Origin of the sequence: Pantoea sp. RSPAM1 (genome assembly GCF_038816185.1) — a bacterium.
Classification (GTDB): Bacteria; Pseudomonadota; Gammaproteobacteria; order Enterobacterales; family Enterobacteriaceae; genus Pantoea; species Pantoea ananatis.
In genome coordinates this window covers 862,820-885,259 of the sequence record NZ_CP046137.1, presented here as the reverse complement: position 1 = coordinate 885,259, position 22,440 = coordinate 862,820, and the positions used below count along the sequence as shown (strand labels likewise).

19 protein-coding genes are annotated in these 22,440 nt (G+C 53.7%); 11 read left to right on the top strand and 8 right to left on the bottom strand.

The genetic code is table 11. From position 1 onward, the window contains the following. Window positions 1–18 precede the first annotated feature (18 nt). From GKC68_RS04795 to tkt, 5 genes are all read right to left on the bottom strand, one after another. Window positions 19–372, bottom strand: coding sequence for a VOC family protein (locus tag GKC68_RS04795; RefSeq protein WP_028723311.1), 354 nt, complete (start codon window positions 370–372; stop codon window positions 19–21). A gap of 206 nt (window positions 373–578) precedes the next feature. Further along, on the bottom strand, window positions 579–1,658 hold the full coding sequence (fbaA, locus tag GKC68_RS04790) for a class II fructose-bisphosphate aldolase (RefSeq protein ID WP_028723312.1): 1,080 nt from the start codon (window positions 1,656–1,658) through the stop codon (window positions 579–581). Between the two features lie 109 nt (window positions 1,659–1,767). Beyond that, window positions 1,768–2,931 carry a phosphoglycerate kinase gene (gene pgk / locus GKC68_RS04785; RefSeq protein ID WP_028723313.1) on the bottom strand — a complete coding sequence of 388 codons (1,164 nt, stop codon included), beginning with the start codon at window positions 2,929–2,931 and terminating at the stop codon, window positions 1,768–1,770. A 51-nt stretch (window positions 2,932–2,982) separates the two neighbouring features. Then, window positions 2,983–4,002 (bottom strand): erythrose-4-phosphate dehydrogenase, encoded by a 1,020-nt coding sequence (epd, locus tag GKC68_RS04780; RefSeq protein WP_089527792.1) that lies wholly within the window; start codon window positions 4,000–4,002, stop codon window positions 2,983–2,985. Window positions 4,003–4,308: 306 nt separating this feature from the next. After that, window positions 4,309–6,303 (bottom strand): transketolase, encoded by a 1,995-nt coding sequence (gene tkt, locus GKC68_RS04775; RefSeq protein ID WP_047715617.1) that lies wholly within the window; start codon window positions 6,301–6,303, stop codon window positions 4,309–4,311. Between the two features lie 270 nt (window positions 6,304–6,573). Between tkt and GKC68_RS04770 the strand changes: the two genes are divergently transcribed. Beyond that, the gene (locus tag GKC68_RS04770) at window positions 6,574–7,329 is read left to right on the top strand and encodes a M48 family metallopeptidase (protein WP_028723316.1); all 756 of its coding nucleotides are present in this window, start codon (window positions 6,574–6,576) and stop codon (window positions 7,327–7,329) included. Window positions 7,330–7,372: 43 nt separating this feature from the next. On the opposite strand, the gene speB is transcribed toward GKC68_RS04770, so the two are convergent. Next, window positions 7,373–8,293: an agmatinase gene (gene speB / locus GKC68_RS04765; protein ID WP_342656632.1), complete on the bottom strand. Its 921-nt coding sequence runs from the start codon at window positions 8,291–8,293 to the stop codon at window positions 7,373–7,375. 159 nt (window positions 8,294–8,452) lie between these two features. Further along, a complete protein-coding gene (gene speA, locus GKC68_RS04760) occupies window positions 8,453–10,432 on the bottom strand; it encodes a biosynthetic arginine decarboxylase (RefSeq protein ID WP_028723318.1) in 1,980 nt (659 codons plus the stop codon). Between the two features lie 802 nt (window positions 10,433–11,234). On the opposite strand from speA, the gene metK reads away from it, so the two are divergent. The 9 genes from metK (at window position 11,235) to ruvX (ending at window position 20,722) form a co-directional block, all read left to right on the top strand. Then, window positions 11,235–12,386 carry a methionine adenosyltransferase gene (gene metK / locus GKC68_RS04755; protein ID WP_028723319.1) on the top strand — a complete coding sequence of 384 codons (1,152 nt, stop codon included), beginning with the start codon at window positions 11,235–11,237 and terminating at the stop codon, window positions 12,384–12,386. A gap of 437 nt (window positions 12,387–12,823) precedes the next feature. Next, window positions 12,824–14,215 carry a sugar porter family MFS transporter gene (locus GKC68_RS04750; protein WP_028723320.1) on the top strand — a complete coding sequence of 464 codons (1,392 nt, stop codon included), beginning with the start codon at window positions 12,824–12,826 and terminating at the stop codon, window positions 14,213–14,215. Between the two features lie 245 nt (window positions 14,216–14,460). Further along, the gene (locus tag GKC68_RS04745; RefSeq protein ID WP_342656631.1) at window positions 14,461–16,395 is read left to right on the top strand and encodes a methyl-accepting chemotaxis protein; all 1,935 of its coding nucleotides are present in this window, start codon (window positions 14,461–14,463) and stop codon (window positions 16,393–16,395) included. Between the two features lie 101 nt (window positions 16,396–16,496). Further along, window positions 16,497–17,009 carry a SprT family zinc-dependent metalloprotease gene (locus GKC68_RS04740; protein ID WP_042677525.1) on the top strand — a complete coding sequence of 171 codons (513 nt, stop codon included), beginning with the start codon at window positions 16,497–16,499 and terminating at the stop codon, window positions 17,007–17,009. Between the two features lie 75 nt (window positions 17,010–17,084). Next, window positions 17,085–17,792, top strand: a complete 708-nt coding sequence (gene endA, locus GKC68_RS04735) for a deoxyribonuclease I (RefSeq protein WP_028723323.1) — start codon at window positions 17,085–17,087, stop codon at window positions 17,790–17,792. Between the two features lie 73 nt (window positions 17,793–17,865). Further along, window positions 17,866–18,597 (top strand): 16S rRNA (uracil(1498)-N(3))-methyltransferase, encoded by a 732-nt coding sequence (rsmE, locus tag GKC68_RS04730; protein ID WP_058705516.1) that lies wholly within the window; start codon window positions 17,866–17,868, stop codon window positions 18,595–18,597. A gap of 115 nt (window positions 18,598–18,712) precedes the next feature. Further along, window positions 18,713–19,657, top strand: a complete 945-nt coding sequence (gshB, locus tag GKC68_RS04725; RefSeq protein WP_342656630.1) for a glutathione synthase — start codon at window positions 18,713–18,715, stop codon at window positions 19,655–19,657. An 85-nt stretch (window positions 19,658–19,742) separates the two neighbouring features. Further along, the gene (locus GKC68_RS04720) at window positions 19,743–20,306 is read left to right on the top strand and encodes a YqgE/AlgH family protein (protein ID WP_019104764.1); all 564 of its coding nucleotides are present in this window, start codon (window positions 19,743–19,745) and stop codon (window positions 20,304–20,306) included. After that, window positions 20,306–20,722, top strand: a complete 417-nt coding sequence (gene ruvX, locus GKC68_RS04715) for a Holliday junction resolvase RuvX (protein WP_342656629.1) — start codon at window positions 20,306–20,308, stop codon at window positions 20,720–20,722. The genes GKC68_RS04720 and ruvX overlap by 1 nt, the downstream gene beginning before the upstream one ends. On the opposite strand, the gene GKC68_RS04710 is transcribed toward ruvX, so the two are convergent. After that, window positions 20,719–21,714 carry a type IV pilus twitching motility protein PilT gene (locus tag GKC68_RS04710; RefSeq protein WP_264238634.1) on the bottom strand — a complete coding sequence of 332 codons (996 nt, stop codon included), beginning with the start codon at window positions 21,712–21,714 and terminating at the stop codon, window positions 20,719–20,721. The genes ruvX and GKC68_RS04710 overlap by 4 nt on opposite strands. A gap of 15 nt (window positions 21,715–21,729) precedes the next feature. Here GKC68_RS04710 and GKC68_RS04705 point away from each other — a divergent pair, with 15 nt between their 5' ends. Next, window positions 21,730–22,437: a YggS family pyridoxal phosphate-dependent enzyme gene (locus GKC68_RS04705; RefSeq protein ID WP_252294323.1), complete on the top strand. Its 708-nt coding sequence runs from the start codon at window positions 21,730–21,732 to the stop codon at window positions 22,435–22,437. Window positions 22,438–22,440 lie beyond the last annotated feature (3 nt).

The following is a 22,440-nucleotide window of genomic DNA, read 5'->3' as shown; positions in this document are numbered from 1 at the left end:
TCAGCGCAGGATGTTTGTTCAGGGCACATGGCTGAGTATATTAATCAGCCTGCCAAACGGATCACGGACATAAAAACGACGCACGCCCCATGCTTCTTTCACCAGGCCATACTCCACCTTAAGGCCCGCAGCGACGACGCGCTGGTACACCTCATCGAGATTATCAACCTCAATGGATAAATCCGGAACAGCTGTGCCGGCGCCGCCTTCCCGCGCAATACTGACCTGCGGCACCATCGTGTTATCCGCGGCCCAGGTCATGATCCATCCGTGATCCATCGCCAGTGTCAGATCAAGAATACCCCCGTAAAAGCGTTCTGCTTCTTCCGTATTTCCGGCCTGAATATTGGCCACAATGCGTTTGACGGCCATACGATTGCCCTCACCTGTTAAGCCACACACAGGATACAGCGCGCGCTGCAGTTAGGTTGTGACAGCACGTCAGAATGTGTCGCCCGACAAAAAGAAACGAAACTGAGCGTGAGCGGAAAGGATAAAAAAAAAAGTCCCGATCGGACGATCGGGACTGAGTTGTTCGTCTGGCGTTCTCTCGAACTCAGACGACAGCAGCGTGATGCTTACAGAACGTCAACGGCGTTGAGTTCTTTGAACGCCTGCTCCAGACGCACCACCATGGATGCCTGAGCAGAGCGCAGCCATACACGTGGGTCATAGTATTTCTTGTTAGGCTTGTCTGCGCCTTCCGGGTTACCCAGCTGCGCCTGAAGATAGCCTTCATTCTTTTTGTAGTACTGCAGGATGCCGTCCCAGGTTGCCCATTGGGTATCGGTATCGATATTCATCTTGATCACGCCGTAGCTGATAGATTCTTCGATTTCTGCAGCAGATGAACCTGAACCACCGTGGAAGACGAAATCCAGCGCGTTGTGCGGCAGACCGTGTTTTTCACAGACAAATTTCTGTGAATCACGCAGAATGGTTGGGGTCAGTTTAACGTTGCCTGGCTTGTAAACGCCGTGCACGTTACCGAAAGAGGCCGCAATGGTGAAGCGCGGACTGATCGCATTCAGTTTTTCGTACGCGTAGTTTACGTCTTCTGGCTGAGTGTAAAGCGCTGAAGCATCCATATGGCTGTTATCTACGCCATCTTCTTCACCACCGGTGCAGCCCAGCTCGATTTCCAGGGTCATGTCGATTTTCGCCATGCGCGCCAGGTATTTGCTGCTGATTTCAATGTTTTCTTCCAGTGACTCTTCAGACAGGTCGATCATGTGAGAAGAGAACAGAGGCTTACCGGTTTTCTTGAAGTGCTCTTCGCCCGCGTCCAGCAGACCGTCGATCCACGGCAGCAGTTTCTTGGCGCAGTGGTCGGTATGCAGGATAACCGGCACGCCGTACTGCTCAGCCATCAGATGCACGTGGTGCGCGCCAGAGATGGCACCGAAAATCGCTGCGCCCTGTGGCTTGTCTGTTTTAAAACCTTTACCGGCGATGAACGCAGCACCACCGTTGGAGAACTGTACGATAACCGGCGCTTTTACTTTTGCCGCGGCTTCCAGTACAGCGTTAATGGAGTCGGTGCCGACGCAGTTGACCGCAGGCAGAGCGAATTTGTTCTCTTTCGCTACTTTGAAGATCTTCTGAACGTCATCACCAGTGACAACGCCGGGTTTTACGAAATCAAAAATTTTAGACATGATTGTGTCCTGTTTCGTGACCGGTTATCCCCGATACGGGGACAGCGATTTAAACGCCCGGTTTCGGGCGAGTTTTCAGGCGATGCCGTAGGGCACCGCCCCCAAAGGATTACTGCTTCGCACGCTCTTCCAGCATAGCTACGGCTGGCAGTTTTTTGCCTTCCACGAACTCCAGGAAGGCACCGCCGCCGGTAGATATGTAGGAGATTTTGTCTTCGATACCGAACAGGTCGATAGCGGCCAGCGTATCACCGCCGCCCGCCACTGAGAAGGCTTCGCTGTCTGCAATGGCGTTAGCCACAATCTCGGTGCCTTTGCGGAAGTTCGGGAATTCAAACACGCCCACCGGGCCGTTCCACAGAATGGTTTTGGCGTTCTTCAGAATGGTCGCCATGGCCTGAGCGGTTTCATCACCGAAGTCCATAATCTCTTCGTTATCTGCGACTTCCGAAACCTTTTTCACGGTTGCCGGGGCAGTTTCAGAGAATTCCGTGCCAACACGTGAATCGGTTGGAACAGGAATGCCGTACTGATCGCGCAGGCCTTTGGCCGCGTCAACGAAGTCTGGCTCAAACAGCGATTTGCCCACGTTGTTGTCGATAGCGACAAAGGTGTTAGCAATGCCGCCGCCGACAATCACGGTATCGGCAATCTTCACCAGCGACTGCAGCACGTCAAATTTGGTTGAAACCTTAGAACCACCGACCACAGCCACCAGCGGGCGCTCAGGGTTCTTCATCACTTTACCCAGCGCTTCCAGCTCAGCCGACAGCAGCGGGCCAGCACAGGCGACAGGGGCAAATTTGCCAACGCCGTGCGTGGATGCCTGGGCGCGGTGCGCGGTTCCAAAAGCATCCATAACAAAGACGTCGCACAGCGCAGCGTATTTCTTAGACAGCGCTTCGTCGTCTTTCTTTTCGCCTTTATTAAAGCGAACGTTTTCCAGCACCACCAGTTCGCCTGCGCCGATATCGACGCCGTCGAGGTAGTCTTTCGCCAGGGTAACCTGAGTACCGTTCAGTTTCTCTTTCAGGTAGTTCACTACTGGCAGCAGTGAGAATTCTTCGTTGTATTCACCTTCGGTCGGACGACCCAGGTGAGAGGTAACCATCACTTTGGCACCCTGTTTCAACGCCGCTTCGATAGTTGGCAGTGAAGCACGAATACGTGCATCTGACGTCACTTTCCCTTCTTTCACTGGTACGTTGAGATCGGCGCGAATTAAAACGCGTTTGCCAGCAAGATCCAGATCGGTCATCTTAATTACGGACATGGTGAACCCTCTCGTTGATTCTCATAAGTTTTGCCAGACGCAAACCGCGTCTTACCTGAAACCGCTTGCGGCCATCGCTAACGTTGTGTCGAGCATTCGGTTAGCAAAGCCCCATTCGTTATCACACCAGACCAGGGTTTTGATCAGGTGCTGACCGCTGACCCGCGTTTGTGTACCGTCCACAATGGCACTGTGCGGATCATGGTTGAAATCTACTGAGACTAACGGCAATTCTGTGTAGTCAACTATACCACGAAATGCCCCTTCTGCCGCGCTTTGCAACAAGGCGTTAACCTCACAGGCCCGAACGGACTGGCGGACGGAAACGCTGAGATCAATGGCCGTCACGTTGATCGTCGGTACGCGAACCGCGATGGCTTCGAAGCGATCGTTAAATTTCGGAAAAATACGCGCAATGCCTGCCGCCAAACGGGTATCCACCGGGATAATAGACTGACTGGCCGCACGCGTACGGCGCAGATCGCTGTGATAGGCGTCAATCACCTGCTGATCGTGCATCGCCGAATGGATTGTCGTTACCGTACCCGACTCGATACCAAACGCATCATCCAGCAGCTTGATCACCGGAATAATGCAGTTGGTGGTACAGGATGCATTAGAGACAATACAGTCCGTTTGTTTCAGTTCCTGCTCGTTAACGCCGTACACCACGGTTGCATCAAGATCGTTACCCCCTGGATGGGAAAACAGCACTTTCTTTGCCCCAGCACGCAGGTGGGCTTCGCCGTCATGACGGGAACCGTAAACGCCAGTGCAGTCCAGCACCACATCCACGTTAAGCTCGCCCCAGGGCAGCGCTTCCAGTCCGGCACGATGCAGAATACGGATGATATCGTCTCCGACCCACAGCTGATCCCGCTCCTGACGGACATCCAGCGCGAAACGCCCATGACTGGTATCGTACTTTAGCAGGTGCGCCATGCCCGCAGCTTCAGCCAGTTCGTTAACTGCCACCACTGTGATTTCCGCGCGGCGCCCCGTTTCATACAGTGCACGCAACACGTTGCGCCCAATGCGACCAAAGCCGTTTATCGCTACCCGAATGGTCATCTTTCTCCTGCCAAACCAGACTGAAAAAAAGGTGCAGATAGCCTGAGCGTTTCACTGCATTTTGTACAGGAGATTCTTAGCCCGATCGCAGGCAAAGCGGCCTCACTGAAACGGTTCAGCTAGGATAATAGAAGGAAGGAATAACGGGAATGATTGCGATCAAGCGGACTGCGTATTTTTGGATCTACATCACAAAATTACGCAAAAAATCGCTATTACTACAGGAATAATTTTGTCGATAAGGGGGCAAACTGCGCCCCCTTTTATCTGGGTTTCGGCGAGCCTTCACTCGCCTGCGCCCTTCTGTCAGGCCAGCAACGCTTTTGCTTTCGCTACCACGTTGTCTACCGTGAAGCCGAAGACTTCAAACAGCTTCTCAGCAGGCGCTGACTCACCGAAGGTGGTCATGCCGACAATAGCGCCGTTCAGGCCGGTATATTTGAACCAATAGTCTGCAATACCCGCTTCAATAGCAACGCGAGCGGCAACGGCCTTCGGCAGCACAGATTCACGATACTCTGCAGACTGCTTGTCGAACGCATCCGTTGATGGCATAGAAACCACGCGAACCTTACGGCCTTCATCGGTCAGTTTCTGATACGCAGACACAGCCAGTTCAACTTCTGAACCGGTGGCGATCAGAATCAGCTCTGGCGTGCCCGCGCTGTCTTTCAGCACATAACCGCCGCGGGCCACGTTTGCCAGCTGCTCAGGCGTACGGTCCTGCTGCGCCAGATTCTGACGTGAGAAGATCAGGGCGCTTGGACCGTCTTTACGCTCAATGGCATATTTCCATGCCACGGCTGATTCCACCTGGTCACACGGACGCCACAGGCTCATGTTTGGTGTGGTACGCAGGCTCGCCATCTGCTCTACCGGCTGGTGCGTCGGGCCATCTTCACCCAGACCGATTGAATCGTGGGTATACACCATGATCTGACGGATCTTCATCAGCGCAGCCATACGCGCAGCGTTGCGCGCATATTCTACGAACATCAGGAAGGTCGCAGTGTAAGGCAGAAAACCGCCGTGCAGGGCCAGACCGTTAGCAATGGCGGTCATACCGAATTCACGCACGCCGTAATGAATATAGTTACCGGCAGCGTCTTCATTGATGGGCTTAGAGCCAGACCAGATGGTGAGGTTACTGGGTGCCAGATCAGCAGAACCGCCCAGATATTCCGGCAGGATTTTACCAAAGGCTTCGATCGCATTCTGCGAGGCTTTACGGCTGGCGATTTTCGCCGGGTTAGCCTGAAGCTGCTCGATAAACTTCTGCGATTCCTGCTGCCAGTTAGCCGGCAGTTCGTTGCTCATGCGACGTTTGAATTCGGCAGCCAGCTCAGGGAAGGCGCTGGCATAGGCCGCGAATTTCGTGTTCCACGCATCCTCTTTCGCCTTGCCTGCTTCTTTAGCATCCCACTCAGCATAAATGTCTGAAGGAATAACGAAAGGCGGATAGTCCCAGCCTAGCTGTTTGCGGGTGAGCGCAATCTCGTCATCGCCCAGCGGTGCGCCGTGTGAGTCGTGGGTACCCGCTTTATTCGGTGAACCAAAACCGATCACAGTTTTGCACATCAGCAGTGATGGCTTGTCGCTCACCGCTTTCGCTTCTTCAATGGCTTTCGCGATGGCGTCGGCATCGTGACCGTCAACGCCGCGCACCACATGCCAGCCGTAAGCTTCGAAACGCTTCGCGGTGTCATCGGTGAACCAGCCGTCAACATGACCATCGATGGAGATACCATTGTCATCATAGAATGCCACCAGCTTGCCCAGCTTCAGCGTACCCGCCAGCGAGCACACTTCGTGTGAGATGCCTTCCATCATGCAGCCGTCGCCCATAAAGACCCAGGTATTATGGTCTACGATCTCATGGCCCGGACGGTTGAACTGTGCTGCCAGCGTCCGCTCCGCAATGGCAAACCCTACGGCGTTAGCGATGCCCTGCCCCAGCGGACCGGTCGTGGTTTCCACGCCCGCGGTGTAGCCATATTCAGGGTGCCCCGGCGTTTTAGAATGCAACTGACGGAAGTTTTCCAGCTCGCGAATCGGTAAATCGTAGCCGGTAAGGTGCAGCAGGCTGTAAATCAGCATCGAACCGTGACCATTGGACAGAACAAAACGGTCGCGATCGGCCCAATGTGGGTTGGTTGGGTTATGATTGAGATAGCCGCGCCACAAGACTTCGGCGATATCCGCCATGCCCATAGGGGCACCCGGATGTCCCGATTTAGCTTTTTGCACTGCGTCCATACTTAACGCGCGAATGGCGTTGGCAAGATCTTTACGAGAGGGCATCTTCTACTCCAGTTCGGATTAATGATTTGCGCCTTAACCTGTTGTAATTAATCAGCTATCGGGCAAAGCACGGGGAAAAGTTTCACCACAATGTACATGAAAAACGGGGCAAAAGTAATGTCGTAAAACGCTAAATGTTCCCGCTTCGTCTGGCTTTTCCAGTAATGTCTGCTAGCAAAAAGGCTTATCGCGAACTATAACCTGTTGGTTCAACCACCTTGTACGGATTCAGGTGTTTGTTTTTTATCTTGTTACTTATGGGACGACACAATGAAAATTCATAAAACGGCACTGGCTCTGGGCCTGGTTGCGCTGCTTAGCGGCTGTGAGGGTGTAAATAGTAATGGTCTGCTGCAATCGGGCGCACAGGCATTTCAGGCTTACACGTTGAGCGATGCTCAGGTTAAGCAGCTTAGCGATCAGTCCTGCGCCCAAATGGACAAAGAAAACCAGGTCGCGCCAGCTGACAGCGCGTACCAGCAACGGCTGAATAAAATCGCTGCGGCGCTGGGCGACAACATCAATGGTATTCCGGCTAACTACAAGGTTTACCAGACCAAAGACGTTAACGCCTGGGCAATGGCCAACGGCTGCATCCGCGTTTACAGCGGACTGATGGATATGATGACCGACAATGAAGTCGAGGCGGTACTGGGTCATGAAATGGGCCACGTTGCGCTGGGTCATACGCGCAAAGCGATGCAGGTCGCCTTCACCACCACGGCAGCACGCACCGCGGCGGCATCGGCTGGCGGTATTATCGGTTCGCTGTCACAGTCGCAGTTGGGTGATATGGGTGAAAAATTAGTGAATGCCCAGTTCTCGCAGACGCAGGAGACTCAGGCTGATGACTACTCATACAATCTGCTGAAAAAGCGCGGTATTGATCCGGTCGGGCTGGCAACCAGCTTTGAAAAACTGGCAAAACTGGAACAGGGCCGTCAAAGCTCAATGTTTGACTCCCATCCGGACTCCGAAGCGCGTGCGCAGCATATTCGCGATCGCATCGCTGCAGACGGCAAGTAAGTCTGAATCAGAGGGATAACCCTGAGGTTATCCCTCTGTCGCATCAGCCTTTATTCGCGGCCTGTACGTGCAACATGTCCAGCGCCAGCGTAGCGGCGGCAAGTGCCGTCAGATCAGCGTGATCGTAACCCGGCGCGACTTCCACCAGATCCATCCCCACGATATTCATGCCCTGTAAACCACGAATCAGTTTGGTGGCTTTATCGGTGGTTAAACCGCCGATGACCGGCGTACCGGTGCCAGGCGCATGCGCAGGATCCAGACAGTCGATATCAAATGTCAGATAAACCGGCAGGTCGCCCACGGTGCGCTTAATTTCCACCAGAAGATCGTCCACGCTGCGGTCGTTAACCTGAGCAGCATCCAGCACGTTAAAGCCCAGGCTTTTGTCGAATTCGGTACGAATACCGATCTGCACCGAGTGCTGAGGATCGATGAGCCCCTCTTTCGGTGCGGTAAAGAACATGGTGCCATGGTCAAACGTTGGACCATTAGAGTAGGTATCGGTATGGGCATCAAAGTGCACCAGCGCCATTTTACCAAAGTGCTTCGCATGAGCGCGCAGCAGGGGAAGCGTGACGTAGTGATCGCCACCAAAGGTCATCATGCGTTTGCCGTTCGCCAGCAGTTTCTCTGCATGGGCCTGCAGCTTGTCAGAGAGATCCTGTGAATCACCAAAGGCGTAAACCAGATCGCCGCAGTCCACCACGTTCAGGCGCTGACGCAGGTCAAACTCCCACGGCCAGCGGCAGCCTTCCCAGGCGAGATTGGTCGAAATTTGACGGATAGCGCCAGGGCCAAGACGGCTGCCCGGACGGCCAGAGGTTGCCGCATCAAACGGAACGCCCGTGATCACCCACTCTGCGTCACTGTCATAAGGCTGGAAATTAACCGGGAAACGCATAAAACCAAAGGCGTTCGAAACCAGGGAATTGTCGTACTGATTACCGAGGGTGTTGTACATAGATCGTCCTCTGTCTGTGCCTTAAACGGGCCAGGCCCGCGCACCTTTCAGGTTGAGATAAAAAAAATCCCCTCCGCGTCGTTAGGCCCGACGAGGAAGGGATAGGTTGCTGCCGATTATCAACAATGTCCCGCTCGGCTGCAAGCGCTTCGCAGGGCGTTATTCGTCTTCTAAATACGTATAGCCGTACAGCCCACTTTCAAATTCTTGCAGGAATTGCTCACGCAGTTCGTCATCCAGTTCAGAGGTCTGAATCTGCTTACGGAACAGCGTCATCAGTTCGTTCGGATCGAGCTGAACATACTGCAGCATGTCGGCCACGGTATCGCCCTCATCCGACAGCTGAACCTCCACCTCGCCATCCTGGAAAGCAAACACGTCAACCGCTTCGGTGTCACCAAACAGGTTATGCATGTTGCCGAGGATTTCCTGATAGGCGCCGACCATAAAGAAGCCGAGCATCGGTGGGTTGTCCACGTCGTACTCCGGCATCGGCATGGTTGTGGCAATACCGTCACCATCAACATAGTGATCGATGGTACCGTCAGAGTCACAGGTGATGTCCAGCAGAACGGCACGACGTTCCGGCTTTTTATTCAGGCCTTCCAGCGGCAGTACAGGGAACAGCTGATCGATGCCCCATGCATCCGGCATGGACTGGAACAGCGAGAAGTTAACGTAGATCTTGTCCGCCATGCGCTCCTGCAACTCGTCGATGATCGGACGGTGCGCACGGTTGCTGGGATCAAGATGCTGCTGAATGTAGTGACAGATGCTCAGGTAAAGCTGTTCTGCCCAGGCGCGCTGCTTCAGGCTATAGGTGCCGGATGAGTAGCCTGTATGGATATCAAACAGGTCCATCTGGCTGTCGTGCAGCCATTCACGCAGCGAACGACGCGTGTCCGGCTCGTGCATCTCCTGCCAGGTTTCCCACATGCTCAGGATAGGACGCGGGGCATCCTCAATCTCTGGCGCTTCTGGCTTACTGAATTCGTTACGCTCAACACCGATGATGTTAGATACCAGCACCGTGTGGTGAGCCGTGACTGCGCGGCCGGATTCGGTAATCACCGTTGGGTGCTCAAGTCCATGCTCGTCACAAGCTGCGCCAATTCCCCAGATCACATTATTGGCATATTCATTCAGCCCGTAATTGACCGAACAGTCGGACTGCGAACGGGTACCTTCATAGTCCACGCCCAGGCCGCCGCCGACGTCAAAGCACTTAATGTTGACGCCGAGTTTTGCCAGTTCCACATAGAAGCGCGCAGACTCACGCACCCCGGTCGCGATATCGCGAATGTTAGACATCTGCGATCCCAAATGGAAATGCAGCAGCTGCAGGCTGTCGATCCGGCCCGCTTCACGCATGATTTCAACCAGCTTGAGCACCTGCGTTGCTGACAGGCCAAATTTAGATTTTTCGCCGCCGCTCGACTGCCACTTACCAGAACCCTGCGAAGCAAGTCGTGCACGAATGCCAAGACGCGGCACAACATTCAGACGCTCGGCTTCTTCCAGCACCATGCGCACTTCGGTCATCTTCTCCAGAACCAGGTAGACCTTGTGCCCCATTTTTTCGCCAATCAATGCCAGACGAATATATTCACGATCTTTATAACCGTTACAGACAATAACCGAACGGGTCTGACCGGCATGGGCCAGTACCGCCATCAGTTCGGCTTTTGAACCGGCTTCCAGACCCAGCGGTTCGCCAGAATTGATCAGGGATTCGATGACGCGCTTATGCTGGTTCACCTTGATGGGGTACACCAGGAAGTAATCACCGGTGTAACCGTAAGACTCACGTGCGCGTTTAAAAGCAGCGTTTATTGAGCGCAGGCGATGCTGAAGAATCTGAGGGAAACAGAACAACGCGGGCAGTCGTTGGCCCTGGGCCTCACGTTCCTTAACCAGCTTAGCCAGATCGACACGCACATCCGGACGGTCCGGATCGGGACAGACGCTAATATGACCCAGTTCATTGACGTCATAGTAGTTATTGCCCCACCAGGCAATGTTGTAGGTCCTCAGCATCAGGCTGGCGTCCTGATCGTTCATCGCCACCTCCTGCATTGAGCGGAGTGCACCTTGTTCGCCAGCTGACGAACCCTTGATATTCTTCATGCCGTCAGACATCGCGAACCTCAATTTTCCGTTGAAAGATAATAATGTAAACCGACTTGAAGGTCGGGAGTCTGGAAATTCGTTGCCACATATTACGTCATGCTCTGTCTGCGTTGCGAACCTGCACGATGCATCACGGTAGTGTTAAGTGTAAAACACTCAGCCGCGTCAGGTACAAAAGGGCCGCGAATAATTCACGACGCTCGCCGCCTGGACGATATAAACCGCTATCGCGTCAGAGGTTAACCAGCGCTTGTGTCGGGATAATTACCGAAGCCAATAAAATGTCGACAGAAGAGAAATAAGGACGGGAAACAGGATAACGCCAGCGCCGTGCCAGCACGCGAAAAGGCCGGGAGAGAGAAGATAAGGCTCATTACTCGTATCACCTCCGCACATGTCCTGGACATGTGGAAAACCACCAGGGTGAAAGCCAGACAGCTGTCTGACGGGCGCGACGCGGTAAGTGCGTCATCCTTTTTTCTGCTGGAACGCAGCGGCGTTTTATACATTTTGCGACTAAAAAAAGCAAAGAGATTATTTGCTTAATGCACGCGCTGTCGGCAGGATTTTCCACTGCTGCACGTAAAGTTAACAGTGCAACATCAAAAAGGGCTGGTAATTCGCTCACCGCGTAACCTAAAATAGACGTCCAGATGGTTTTCCATCTAAACAGGTTAATATCCAGGCGGAGTTGGCCTGCGTGCTGACACTACCTGACTGCTCACGGCTTTGCCTTAAGGGGCGTTAAGTCAGCTAATACTCACTTGCGCTATGCAGTCGAATTCAAACCATTGGTAAGGTAAAGAACATAATGGCTAAACATCTTTTTACATCCGAGTCCGTATCCGAAGGACATCCTGATAAAATCGCCGACCAGATTTCTGATGCCGTGCTTGATGCGATCCTGGAACAGGATCCCAAAGCGCGCGTGGCCTGCGAAACGTACGTTAAAACCGGTATGGTTCTGGTTGGCGGTGAGATCACCACCAGCGCCTGGGTTGATATCGAAGAAATCACTCGTAACACCGTACGTGAAATCGGCTATGTTCATTCCGATATGGGCTTTGATGCCAACTCCTGCGCAGTATTAAGCGCAATTGGCAAACAGTCTCAGGATATCAACCAGGGCGTTGACCGCAGCGATCCGCTGGAACAGGGTGCGGGCGATCAGGGTTTGATGTTTGGCTATGCGACAAACGAAACGGATGTTCTGATGCCAGCCCCGGTGACCTATGCCCACCGTCTGGTTCAGCGTCAGGCCGAAGTGCGTAAGAACGGCACGCTGCCATGGCTGCGTCCGGATGCCAAAAGCCAGGTGACCTTCCAGTACGACGACGGCAAAATCGTCGGTATTGATGCGGTCGTTCTGTCAACTCAGCACAGCGAAGCGATCTCACAAAAAGATCTGCAGGAAGCGGTGATGGAAGAGATCATCAAGCCCGTCCTGCCTGCCGAGTGGCTGAGCGCATCCACCAAATATCACATCAACCCAACGGGCCGTTTTGTTATCGGTGGCCCAATGGGTGACTGTGGCCTGACCGGCCGCAAAATCATTGTTGATACCTACGGCGGTATGGCACGTCACGGCGGTGGCGCTTTCTCAGGCAAAGACCCGTCAAAAGTTGACCGTTCAGCCGCCTATGCCGCCCGCTATGTTGCAAAAAACATCGTAGCAGCGGGTCTGGCCGATCGTTGTGAGATCCAGGTTTCCTACGCCATCGGTGTTGCCGAACCGACCTCCATCATGGTCGAGACCTTTGGCACTGAGAAAGTGTCAACTGAACAGCTGACCTTACTGGTGCGCGAGTTCTTCGATCTGCGTCCTTACGGTCTGATTCAGATGCTGGACCTGCTGCACCCAATCTATAAAGAAACGGCGGCTTACGGCCACTTTGGTCGCGAACATTTCCCTTGGGAAAAAACTGACAAAGCTGCACAGCTGCGTGAGGCTGCGGGCCTGTAAGCCCGAAAACGGCCTAAAAAGCCCTGCCTGGCGGCGGGGCTTTTTTTTACTTTTTATTTCTCTCGGGCCTTCAGTTTCCCCCGCCTGCACATTTTTTTAACTCAGCTACACTTTCTCTCAGCCTGTGCTCGACTAATGTGTTAACGCTTACAATTTGAAACGCTATAGATATCGGCTATTTAGGAATTTATCGCCGTAGTTATTCTTCCTAAAATGCGTTATTTTCAGCGTCATCTGATAGGCGTTAAACAGGGCATTGTCAGAAACTTCGAGGGTGCTATACCTCACTGGTTACTTGACCTTTCTGGGTTATAAATGCTGGATTTCAGGGTTTCAGCAAGTGTAAGCGATTACATCAATGTGATCAGGCTCACTTTTTGCCCAGATAAGGTTTTTTAACATCGATAACAACAATGATGGATAATTTGGAGGCAACCATGCCTGGCAATTCACATAAAAGCAGAACCTCAAATAAGGCTATGACCTTATTTGTCTGCTTTCTGGCAGCCCTTGCAGGCCTGCTGTTTGGGTTGGATATCGGCGTTATTGCCGGTGCCCTGCCCTTTATCGCAAAGGACTTTAACGTTACCGCACACCAGCAGGAGTGGATTGTCAGCTCCATGATGTTTGGTGCAGCCATTGGTGCTATTGGTAGCGGCTGGATGTCATCGCGTCTGGGGCGTAAAAAAAGCCTGATGGCCGGTGCGATTCTGTTTGTTATCGGCTCGCTCTGGTCAGCCATGGCACCGAACCCGGAGATGTTAATTTGCGCGCGTGTCCTGTTAGGACTTGCGGTCGGCGTCGCCTCCTATACGGCACCGCTCTACCTTTCTGAAATTGCCCCTGAAAAAATCCGCGGCAGCATGATCTCGCTTTATCAGTTGATGATTACCATCGGTATTTTGGGCGCGTATCTTTCCGATACGGCGTTCAGCTTCACGGGTAACTGGCGCTGGATGCTGGGCGTGATTACCATTCCTGCTCTGCTGCTGCTGATCGGCGTCTTCTTCCTGCCAAACAGTCCACGCTGGCTGGCGGCAAAAGGCAACTTCCGCGATGCGCAACGCGTACTGGATCGCCTGCGTGATACCAGTGAGCAGGCGAAGCGCGAGCTGGATGAGATCCGTGAAAGCCTGAAGATCAAACAGTCAGGCTGGGGATTGTTTACCAGCAACAGCCACTTCCGTCGCGCGGTGTTTTTGGGCATTCTGCTGCAGGTGATGCAGCAGTTTACCGGCATGAACGTCATCATGTATTACGCACCGAAAATTTTTGAGATTGCGGGTTTCGCGAACACCACCCAGCAGATGTGGGGAACGGTCATTGTCGGCCTGGTTAACGTGCTGGCGACCTTTATCGCTATCGGTCTGGTAGACCGCTGGGGCCGCAAGCCGACCCTGATTCTTGGCTTCCTGGTGATGGCTGCCGGTATGGGCGTTCTTGGCACCATGCTGCACCTGGGCATTCATTCACAAGGCGCCCAGTACTTTGCCATTGGCATGCTGCTGATGTTTATCGTGGGCTTTGCTATGTCAGCCGGTCCGTTGATTTGGGTTCTGTGTTCTGAAATTCAGCCACTGAAAGGGCGCGATTTCGGTATCACCGTTTCAACCACCACGAACTGGATCGCCAACATGATTGTCGGCGCAACCTTCCTGACTATGCTGAATACGTTGGGTAATGCCCCGACCTTCTGGGTTTACGGCCTGCTCAACGTCTTCTTCATCGTCCTGACGGTGATGTTGATTCCTGAAACCAAAAACGTTTCGCTGGAGCACATTGAACGTAACCTGATGGCAGGTAAAAAGCTGCGCGATATCGGTCAGTAAACCCGCCTCAACGTGTCTCGTAAAGCCAGTCAGTGAAAGCTGACTGGCTTTTTTCTTACTGCTTTATCCACAACTGACAGCCAAAAATATCCTGCCGTTTCAACGCCCACACCGTGCCGTTACTGGCCTGCACTTCCCCGCTATGCTTTTCTTTCGTTAAAGTCGAAAAAATATACGCCGATAGATTACCTGACGTTTTCATTTTAAAAATCTTTTTTCAGACTTCGCGTTGACCAGGAAATAGCATGAACAATACCAGCCCTAAAAAGACGATGAGCACCCGTGCTCAAATGCTGCTGGCCGGCGGAATGACGATCGTCGTGGGGTTTACTGCGACCATCGGATTACTCAGTTGGCAGTCCTCGAAAGAACAAAAGTCCCTTGCCGCTAACTACCTGCAGCAAATTGCTGCTGGTCACGCTGGGCAAATTCAGCAGGAACTGACGCACGCACTGGATGCCGCACAAAATCTGGGGCAAAGCCTTGCTGCCCTGCCTGCTGCAGGGGTAAACGACCGCAAAGTTGCCGACAAGTTGATGGAATATGCATTAATTAAAAACCCTGACTTTGTGTCAATGACCGTGGTATTTGAACCTGATGCCTTTGATGGACGTGACAGTGCCTTTGCCGGGCCGCAGGGAACGCCACCGGGTGGTCGCTATGCCTGGTATGTTGACCGGGACAAAGAGGGGCACTACAAAATGAATCCGGCGCTGGACTTTCTGCAACCGGGTGCCGGTAATTACTATTTGCTGCCGAAAGAAACGCTAAAGGACACGCTGATTGAGCCTTACAGCTTCGCTTATGATGGCGCAAAACCAGAGTGGTTAACCTCGGTCGCCACCCCTGTTAGGGTCAACGACAAACTGAAGCTGGTTGTCAGTTCCGATATCCTGCTTTCCGCCATCCAGAAAAAAGTAAACCAGATCAAACCCTGGCACGGAACCGGCTACGCGCTGCTGCTCTCGAACAGCGGTAACGTGATTTCCTCCCCCGATGCGAATGAAGCTGGCAAAAAATGGCAGGGGAACGCCAACAGCTACCGTACGGCAGTAACAGAACAGTACGATCCTGTTCTGAAAGAAAAAGCCATTTATACCTGGTATCCCGTAAGCGTGGGCAACAGCACTAAACCCTGGTATGTGGGAATTGTCGCGCCAGTCAGTCAGGTGATGGCGGCGGCTGACCAGCAGCTTTACTGGGCCATTGCGCTGATGATTATCAGCATCCTGTCCGTTGGGGCGGTACTGGGGCTGTTATTCAACCGTAAGGTAATGCGTCCGCTGGGCGGCGAACCCGCAGAGGCGGCGCGCATTGCGCTGGCCGTTGCCAAGGGGCAGTTAAACAACGGCATTAAGGTTGCTTCGGGCGACGGCAGCAGCCTGTTTTATGCACTGAATACCATGCAGTCACAGCTTCAGAGTATCGTGGGACAAATCAAAGACGCCAGCGCCTCGGTTCAACAAGGGGCAGGCGAGATTGCCGGTGCGAACCTGAACCTCGCCTCACGCACCGAGGAACAGGCCGCGGCACTGGAAGAGACGGCCGCCAGTATGGAGCAGATTAGCGCCGCCATCCGTATGAATGCAGATAATGCGCAACAGGCAACGGGCCTGACTGAAAATGCGACGCGCATCGCCAGCCGGGGAGAAAATTTGGTGGATCAGGTCGTTACGACCATGGCCCAGATTGATGAAAGCTCGAAGAAAATCGGTGATATTACCTCGCTGATTAACAGCATTGCGTTCCAGACCAACATTCTGGCACTCAACGCCGCCATCGAAGCTGCACGCGCCGGAGAACAGGGACGCGGCTTTGCGGTCGTAGCCGCCGAAGTCCGCAATCTGGCTCAGCGAACGACCAGCGCCGTGAAAGATATCTCCGCTCTGATTGAGGAATCAGCCGTTCGGGTCGAAAATGGCGTCGTGTTGGTCAACGATGCGGGCAAAACCATGCATGAAATGACCCATGCCGTTTCATCCGTCCAGCACATTATCGGTGAAATCGTTGCCGCATCAGACGAGCAGGCTCGCGGCATTGCGCAGGTAACCATTGCGGTCAATGAAATGGACGGGACCACTCAGCAAAATGCCGCGCTGGTTCAGCAAATGTCAGCCGCATCCACCTCGTTGGAGGATCAGGCCAGGCAGTTGGCACATACTGTCGAGCAGTTCCATTAAAAGCACGGTCATGCCGGTCAGTCAGGTGCGGCAGGCATGACCCTTTTTCAGAATGCGCATTGCTGTTGAGTTCCATGCCGCTGCCGCTTATGCTGAGCGCCATGAAAACATCCCGTCTTCCCATTGCCCTGCAACAAGCCGTTATGCGCGCCCTGCGTAGTGGGCTCGAACGGGCAAATGAAAAGCTCGAACAACATTATCCTGAACCCAGGCTGGTTTATCAGCAGCGGGGTACGGCTGCCGGAACGGCCTGGCTGGAAAAATGGGAAATTCGCCTGAATCCTGTCCTGCTGATGGAAAATCAGCAGGCCTTTATTGATGAGGTCGTTCCCCATGAGCTGGCCCATTTGCTGGTGTGGAAAACCTTCGGCCGCGTTGCACCGCATGGCAAAGAGTGGAAATGGATGATGGAGACTGTGCTGGGGGTGCCGGCGCGGCGCACCCATCAGTTTGAGGTTGAGTCGGTGCGCAGCCGCACCTTTGCTTATCGCTGCCAGTGTCAACAGCACCAGCTTACCGTGAGGCGCCATAATCGTGTTGTTCGCGGCGAAAGCGAGTACCGCTGCGTTCACTGCGGTAGCTTACTAAAAGCCGAGGTTTTTCCCCTTTCCTGAGTGGATTCTCATTCCGCCTGAGCAGGCATTCTGCTACCCTGCCGCCTTTTTAAGGACCAGGGGTAAAACTGGAACATGTCTCGCAAACTTCTCATCACGACTGCACTGCTACTCGTGTCTTTTAACAGCCAGGCCCTAAACCTCAACAACTATCATCAGAATAATTTTCAACAGGCAAAAGCCTACGCCGCAGAGATTAATGACGATGCGCCCGGCAGCTTTTACTGTGGCTGTAAAATTACCTGGCACGGCAAAAAGGGTGAGCCTGACCTGAACAGCTGTGGCTACCAGCCGCGCAAAAATGCCCATCGCGCCGCACGTATCGAGTGGGAACACGTGATGCCTGCCTGGGAGTTCGGCCATCAACGTCAGTGCTGGCAAAACGGCGGCCGCAAAAATTGCAGTAAAGATGCCGACTATCGCCGTATCGAAACCGACCTGCATAATCTGCAGCCGGCAATCGGTGAAGTGAATGGCGATCGCGGTAACTATGCCTACAGTCAGTGGAACGGTACGGATAAACAGTACGGTCAGTGCAGCATGCAGATTGATTTTAAAAACAAGCAGGCGCAGCCGCCCGAACGGGCCCGTGGCGCGATCGCCCGGACTTACTTCTACATGCGCGACCAGTATCATCTGCGTCTGTCACGTCAGCAAACGCAGTTATTTACGGCCTGGAATACGCGCTATCCGGTCAGCAAATGGGAATGCGAGCGCGACCAGCGCATCGCTCGCGTACAGGGGAATCATAATCCTTATGTGCTTGAGGCTTGCACGCGTTAAAATCCCTGCCCTAAACTAACTGTTTCACAGCCCCGCCGCGTCAACCTCGCGGCGTTTAGCTCTCAGGGACATTATGCGCATACCTCGCATTTATCACTCACAGCCTGTTCATGTTGGCAGTGAAATCACGCTTGATGAAGACGCGTCCGGCCATGTTGGTCGCGTGCTGCGTATGACCAGCGGACAGCATGTTGAACTCTTTGATGGCAGTAATCTGACTTTCGCTGCAGAAATCACGCATGTTGATAAAAAACGTGTAAAAGTATCCATCACGGCAAGTCAGGAAGACGATCGCGAGTCGCCCCTGCATCTGCATCTCGGTCAGGTCATGTCTCGCGGCGAAAAAATGGAATTTACCATCCAGAAATCAATCGAACTGGGCGTTAATGTTATTACGCCGCTGTTTTCTGAACGCTGTGGTGTCAAACTGGATGCCGAACGCCTGGCAAAAAAAATTCAGCAGTGGCAAAAGATTGCTGTTTCCGCCTGCGAGCAGTGTGGTCGTAACCGGGTACCCGAAATCCGTCCGGCCATGGTACTGGAAGCCTGGTGCAGTGAAGCGGAAAGTGGGTTAAAACTGAACCTGCACCCGCGCGCCAGCCACAGCATTAACACATTGCCTCAGCCGGTTGAGCGCGTTCGCCTGCTGATTGGTCCGGAAGGCGGGCTTTCAGCTGACGAAATTGCCATGACAGCGCAGCACGGTTTTACCGATATTCTGCTTGGCCCACGTGTTTTACGTACCGAAACAACGGCCCTGACGGCCATTACGGCACTTCAGGTGAGGTTTGGTGACCTGGGTTAAGCGATACTTTTAGCGCCACTGGAACGCCTGTAATCAACATCGCGTTCTGACTGCTCAGCCCCTTTTTGCCCGAACGGAACGAGACGGTAACCGCCGCCTCCTTCAGGAGATAATAATGATCAAGCTTGGCATCGTGATGGACCCAATCTCATCCATCAACATTAAAAAAGACTCCAGCTTTGCAATGCTGCTGGAAGCACAGCGCCGGGGTTACGAAATCCACTACATGGAGATGAAAGATCTCTCCCTGCGCGGTGGTGTGGCTTACGCCCGCACTCGCCTGCTTAGCGTGGAACAGAATGCCGAAAGTTGGTATCAGTTTGGCAGTGAGCAGCAGATTAAACTGGCCGATCTTAACGTCGTATTGATGCGTAAAGACCCGCCGTTTGACACCGAGTTTATCTACTGTACTTACATCCTGGAACGGGCTGAAGAGCAGGGCACGCTGATCGTCAACAAGCCGCAAAGCCTGCGCGACTGTAACGAAAAACTGTACACCGCCTGGTTTGCTGAATTCACGCCGGACACCCTGGTCACGCGTTCTAAGCAACAGCTACGGGCATTCTGGCAGGAGCATGGCGACGTCATCATGAAACCGCTGGACGGCATGGGCGGCGCCTCTATTTTCCGTGTGAAGCAGGACGATCCCAATTTCGGCGTTATCGCTGAAACCCTGACCGAACATGAGAGCCGTTACTGCATGGCGCAAAATTACCTGCCGGCGATCAAAGACGGTGATAAGCGCGTGCTGGTGGTGGATGGCGAACCGGTGCCTTATTGTCTGGCGCGTATTCCCCAGGGGGGAGAAACCCGCGGAAACCTGGCGGCTGGCGGACGCGGTGAAGCGCGCCCTCTGAGCGAAAGTGACTGGGAAATCGCCCGCCGCGTCGGTCCAACACTGAAGGCCAAAGGCCTGATTTTTGTGGGCCTCGACATTATTGGTGATAGACTGACTGAAGTTAACGTGACCAGCCCAACATGCATTCGTGAAATTGAGGCCGCCTTCCCTGTCTCCATCACCGGTATGCTGATGGACGCCATTGAGAAGCGCCTGAGCTGAGCATAACGCTGGAGCCATGCTCCGTGATCAACCCAACACCGGTGCAGCAATCACGCACCGGTTATCTTTGGTAAACCATGTGAGAATGAATTTACAGCATCACTTTTTAATTGCCATGCCATCGTTGCAAGATCCCTTTTTTAAACGTTCTGTCGTCTACGTTTGTGAGCATAACGAAGAAGGGGCAATGGGGCTGATTATCAATAAGCCGATGGAAAACCTGACGGTTGAAGGCATTCTGAAAAAGCTCAAGATCGCCGAAGATAACCGCGATCCGGCTATCAATCTTGATAAGCCGGTGTTCAGCGGTGGTCCGCTGGCGGAAGATCGGGGCTTTATCCTGCACTCGGCACAGCGCACCTTTACTTCCAGCATTCGGGTGTCAGACAACACCGTGATTACCACCTCACGTGACGTGCTGGAAGCGATCGGTACAGCCTCACAGCCCGATCATGTGCTGGTCGCGCTGGGTTATTGTGCCTGGGAAAAAGACCAGCTTGAAAATGAGCTGATGGAGAACGCCTGGCTGACCACACCGGCTAACAGCAATATTTTGTTCCAGACGCCCATCGCCGAGCGCTGGCGAGAAGCCGCGCGCAGTATGGGCATTGATATTCACAACATGGCCAGCGATGCAGGTCACGCCTGATGAATACACAAACGTTGTTAGGTTTTGACTTCGGCACCAAAAGCATCGGCGTTGCGGTTGGTCAGCAGCTGACGGGCAGCGCCCGTCCGTTAAGCGCGATTAAGGCGCAGGAGGGAACGCCAGACTGGCAGCAGATTGAAAAGCTGCTTAAAGAGTGGCAGCCCGACTTTGTTGTGGTGGGTTTGCCACTGAACATGGACGGCACCGAGCAGCCTTTAACAGCCCGCGCCCGTAAGTTTGCGAATCGCCTCCATGGCCGTTTTGGAATTCGCGTTGAGCTACAGGATGAGCGCCTCAGCACCGTTGAAGCGCGCGCCGGTTTGTTTGAACGGGGTGGCTATCGTGCCCTGAATAAAGGATCAGTCGATTCCCAGTCAGCGGCGATTATCCTGCAGGACTGGTTTGAAACCCATTAATGAATCACCCCTTCGGCCTGACGGGCTAACCGACTCTGCTCAAAGGTTTGCATTCCGGCCTGCGCGCCGGTTTGCAAAATAGCGGGAATCTGATGCATTTTGCCTTCCCGAATCAGATTGACCACCGCGCTGGTGGCAATCAGCACCTCAAACAGCCCCACGCGTGTCTCATCTGTGGCTGAAACCAGCTGCTGCGCAATAACGGCTTTCAGACTGCCTGCCAGCTGTGTGCGTATCAGCGCCTTTTCATCGGCAGGGAACACATCCACCAGCCGATCCACCGCCTGGACCGCGCCGCGCGTATGCAACGTCGCCAGCACCAGATGTCCGGTTTCTGCCGCGGTTAATGCCTGACGAATGGTATCGCTGTCGCGTAATTCTCCCAGCATAATCACATCGGGATCTTCGCGTAAGGCCGCTTTCAGGCCCAGACTAAACGAGCGGCAATGCAGCCCCACTTCGCGCTGTTGAATCAGGGACTGCTGGCTGTGATGAATAAACTCAATGGGATCTTCCAGCGTGAGAATATGACGGGCCTGCTGCCGGTTAATGGCATCGACCATGGCGGCGAGCGTGGTGGATTTACCGCTGCCGGTCGCACCGGTAATCAAAATCAGCCCGTCCTGTTTGTTCAGCAAGGTGGGCACGACCTGCGGAAGGCGTAAATCCGCAAGCGAAGGACAGCGGCTGGCTATAATACGCAGCGCCAGAGACAGCCCGTTGCGCTGCATAAACAGGTTCGCGCGCAGGCGCTGCCCGTTAACCAGTGTTAAGGCGAAATCCAACTGCCCTTCTCGCTTCAGCACCTGCTGCTGTTCGCTGTCCAGCCATGATGAGGTAAATTGCGCCATCCAGTCGGATGGCAGGATGGGCTGGCCGGGCAGCGTTTCAAGCCCGCCCTGACGGCGCCAGTACGGCGAATGTCCGTTACAAAGGTGCAGATCGGCGGCGTTATGCTTTACACTAAGCTCCACTAATTCATCCAAATCCATTTTGATCTCCAGACTATGACTTCAATCCAGCACAACTTACAGCAAGTCCGTCAGCGAATCGCTGCTGCTGCAACCCGTTGCGGCCGGTCGCCAGAAGAAATTACGCTACTTGCAGTGAGCAAAACAAAGCCTGCGAGCGCGGTCAAAGAAGCCGCAGCGGCGGGACAGATCGATTTTGGTGAGAATTACGTTCAGGAAGGGGTTGAAAAGATTCAGTCACTGACCTCACATCCTGCCTTGACCTGGCACTTCATTGGCCCGCTGCAGTCCAATAAAAGCCGTCTGGTCGCTGAACACTTTGCCTGGTGTCATACGGTCGATCGTCTGAAGATCGCACAGCGTCTTAACGATCAGCGGCCTGAACATCTGCCGCCGCTCAATGTCTTAATCCAGGTAAATATCAGTGATGAAAACAGCAAATCTGGCATCATGCTGGAGGCGGTTGCCGGACTGGCTCAGGACATCCTGACGATGCCGCGTTTGCGTTTGCGCGGGCTGATGGCGATTCCGGCACCCGAAGAAGATTATCAGCGACAGCTGGCGGTATGCCAGCAAATGGCTGATGCTTTTGACCAGCTTAAACAGCAGGTTAGCGGCGTTGATACGCTTTCCCTTGGGATGAGCGATGACATGGAGGCGGCTATTGCCGCTGGCAGTACGATGGTGCGCATTGGCACCGCCATTTTTGGCGCCCGAGATTACACACAACCTTCACAACAATAATTG

Excerpts from the sequence above, each read along its gene's own strand:
- GKC68_RS04795 (WP_028723311.1), bottom strand. The coding sequence starts at position 372 with ATGGCCGTCAAACGCATTGTGGCCAATATTCAGGCCGGAAATACGGAA.
- fbaA (WP_028723312.1), bottom strand. The coding sequence starts at position 1,658 with ATGTCTAAAATTTTTGATTTCGTAAAACCCGGCGTTGTCACTGGTGAT.
- pgk (WP_028723313.1), bottom strand. The coding sequence starts at position 2,931 with ATGTCCGTAATTAAGATGACCGATCTGGATCTTGCTGGCAAACGCGTT.
- epd (WP_089527792.1), bottom strand. The coding sequence starts at position 4,002 with ATGACCATTCGGGTAGCGATAAACGGCTTTGGTCGCATTGGGCGCAAC.
- tkt (WP_047715617.1), bottom strand. The coding sequence starts at position 6,303 with ATGCCCTCTCGTAAAGATCTTGCCAACGCCATTCGCGCGTTAAGTATG.
- GKC68_RS04770 (WP_028723316.1), top strand. The coding sequence starts at position 6,574 with ATGAAAATTCATAAAACGGCACTGGCTCTGGGCCTGGTTGCGCTGCTT.
- speB (WP_342656632.1), bottom strand. The coding sequence starts at position 8,293 with ATGTACAACACCCTCGGTAATCAGTACGACAATTCCCTGGTTTCGAAC.
- speA (WP_028723318.1), bottom strand. The coding sequence starts at position 10,432 with ATGTCTGACGGCATGAAGAATATCAAGGGTTCGTCAGCTGGCGAACAA.
- metK (WP_028723319.1), top strand. The coding sequence starts at position 11,235 with ATGGCTAAACATCTTTTTACATCCGAGTCCGTATCCGAAGGACATCCT.
- GKC68_RS04750 (WP_028723320.1), top strand. The coding sequence starts at position 12,824 with ATGCCTGGCAATTCACATAAAAGCAGAACCTCAAATAAGGCTATGACC.
- GKC68_RS04745 (WP_342656631.1), top strand. The coding sequence starts at position 14,461 with ATGAACAATACCAGCCCTAAAAAGACGATGAGCACCCGTGCTCAAATG.
- GKC68_RS04740 (WP_042677525.1), top strand. The coding sequence starts at position 16,497 with ATGAAAACATCCCGTCTTCCCATTGCCCTGCAACAAGCCGTTATGCGC.
- endA (WP_028723323.1), top strand. The coding sequence starts at position 17,085 with ATGTCTCGCAAACTTCTCATCACGACTGCACTGCTACTCGTGTCTTTT.
- rsmE (WP_058705516.1), top strand. The coding sequence starts at position 17,866 with ATGCGCATACCTCGCATTTATCACTCACAGCCTGTTCATGTTGGCAGT.
- gshB (WP_342656630.1), top strand. The coding sequence starts at position 18,713 with ATGATCAAGCTTGGCATCGTGATGGACCCAATCTCATCCATCAACATT.
- GKC68_RS04720 (WP_019104764.1), top strand. The coding sequence starts at position 19,743 with ATGAATTTACAGCATCACTTTTTAATTGCCATGCCATCGTTGCAAGAT.
- ruvX (WP_342656629.1), top strand. The coding sequence starts at position 20,306 with ATGAATACACAAACGTTGTTAGGTTTTGACTTCGGCACCAAAAGCATC.
- GKC68_RS04710 (WP_264238634.1), bottom strand. The coding sequence starts at position 21,714 with ATGGATTTGGATGAATTAGTGGAGCTTAGTGTAAAGCATAACGCCGCC.
- GKC68_RS04705 (WP_252294323.1), top strand. The coding sequence starts at position 21,730 with ATGACTTCAATCCAGCACAACTTACAGCAAGTCCGTCAGCGAATCGCT.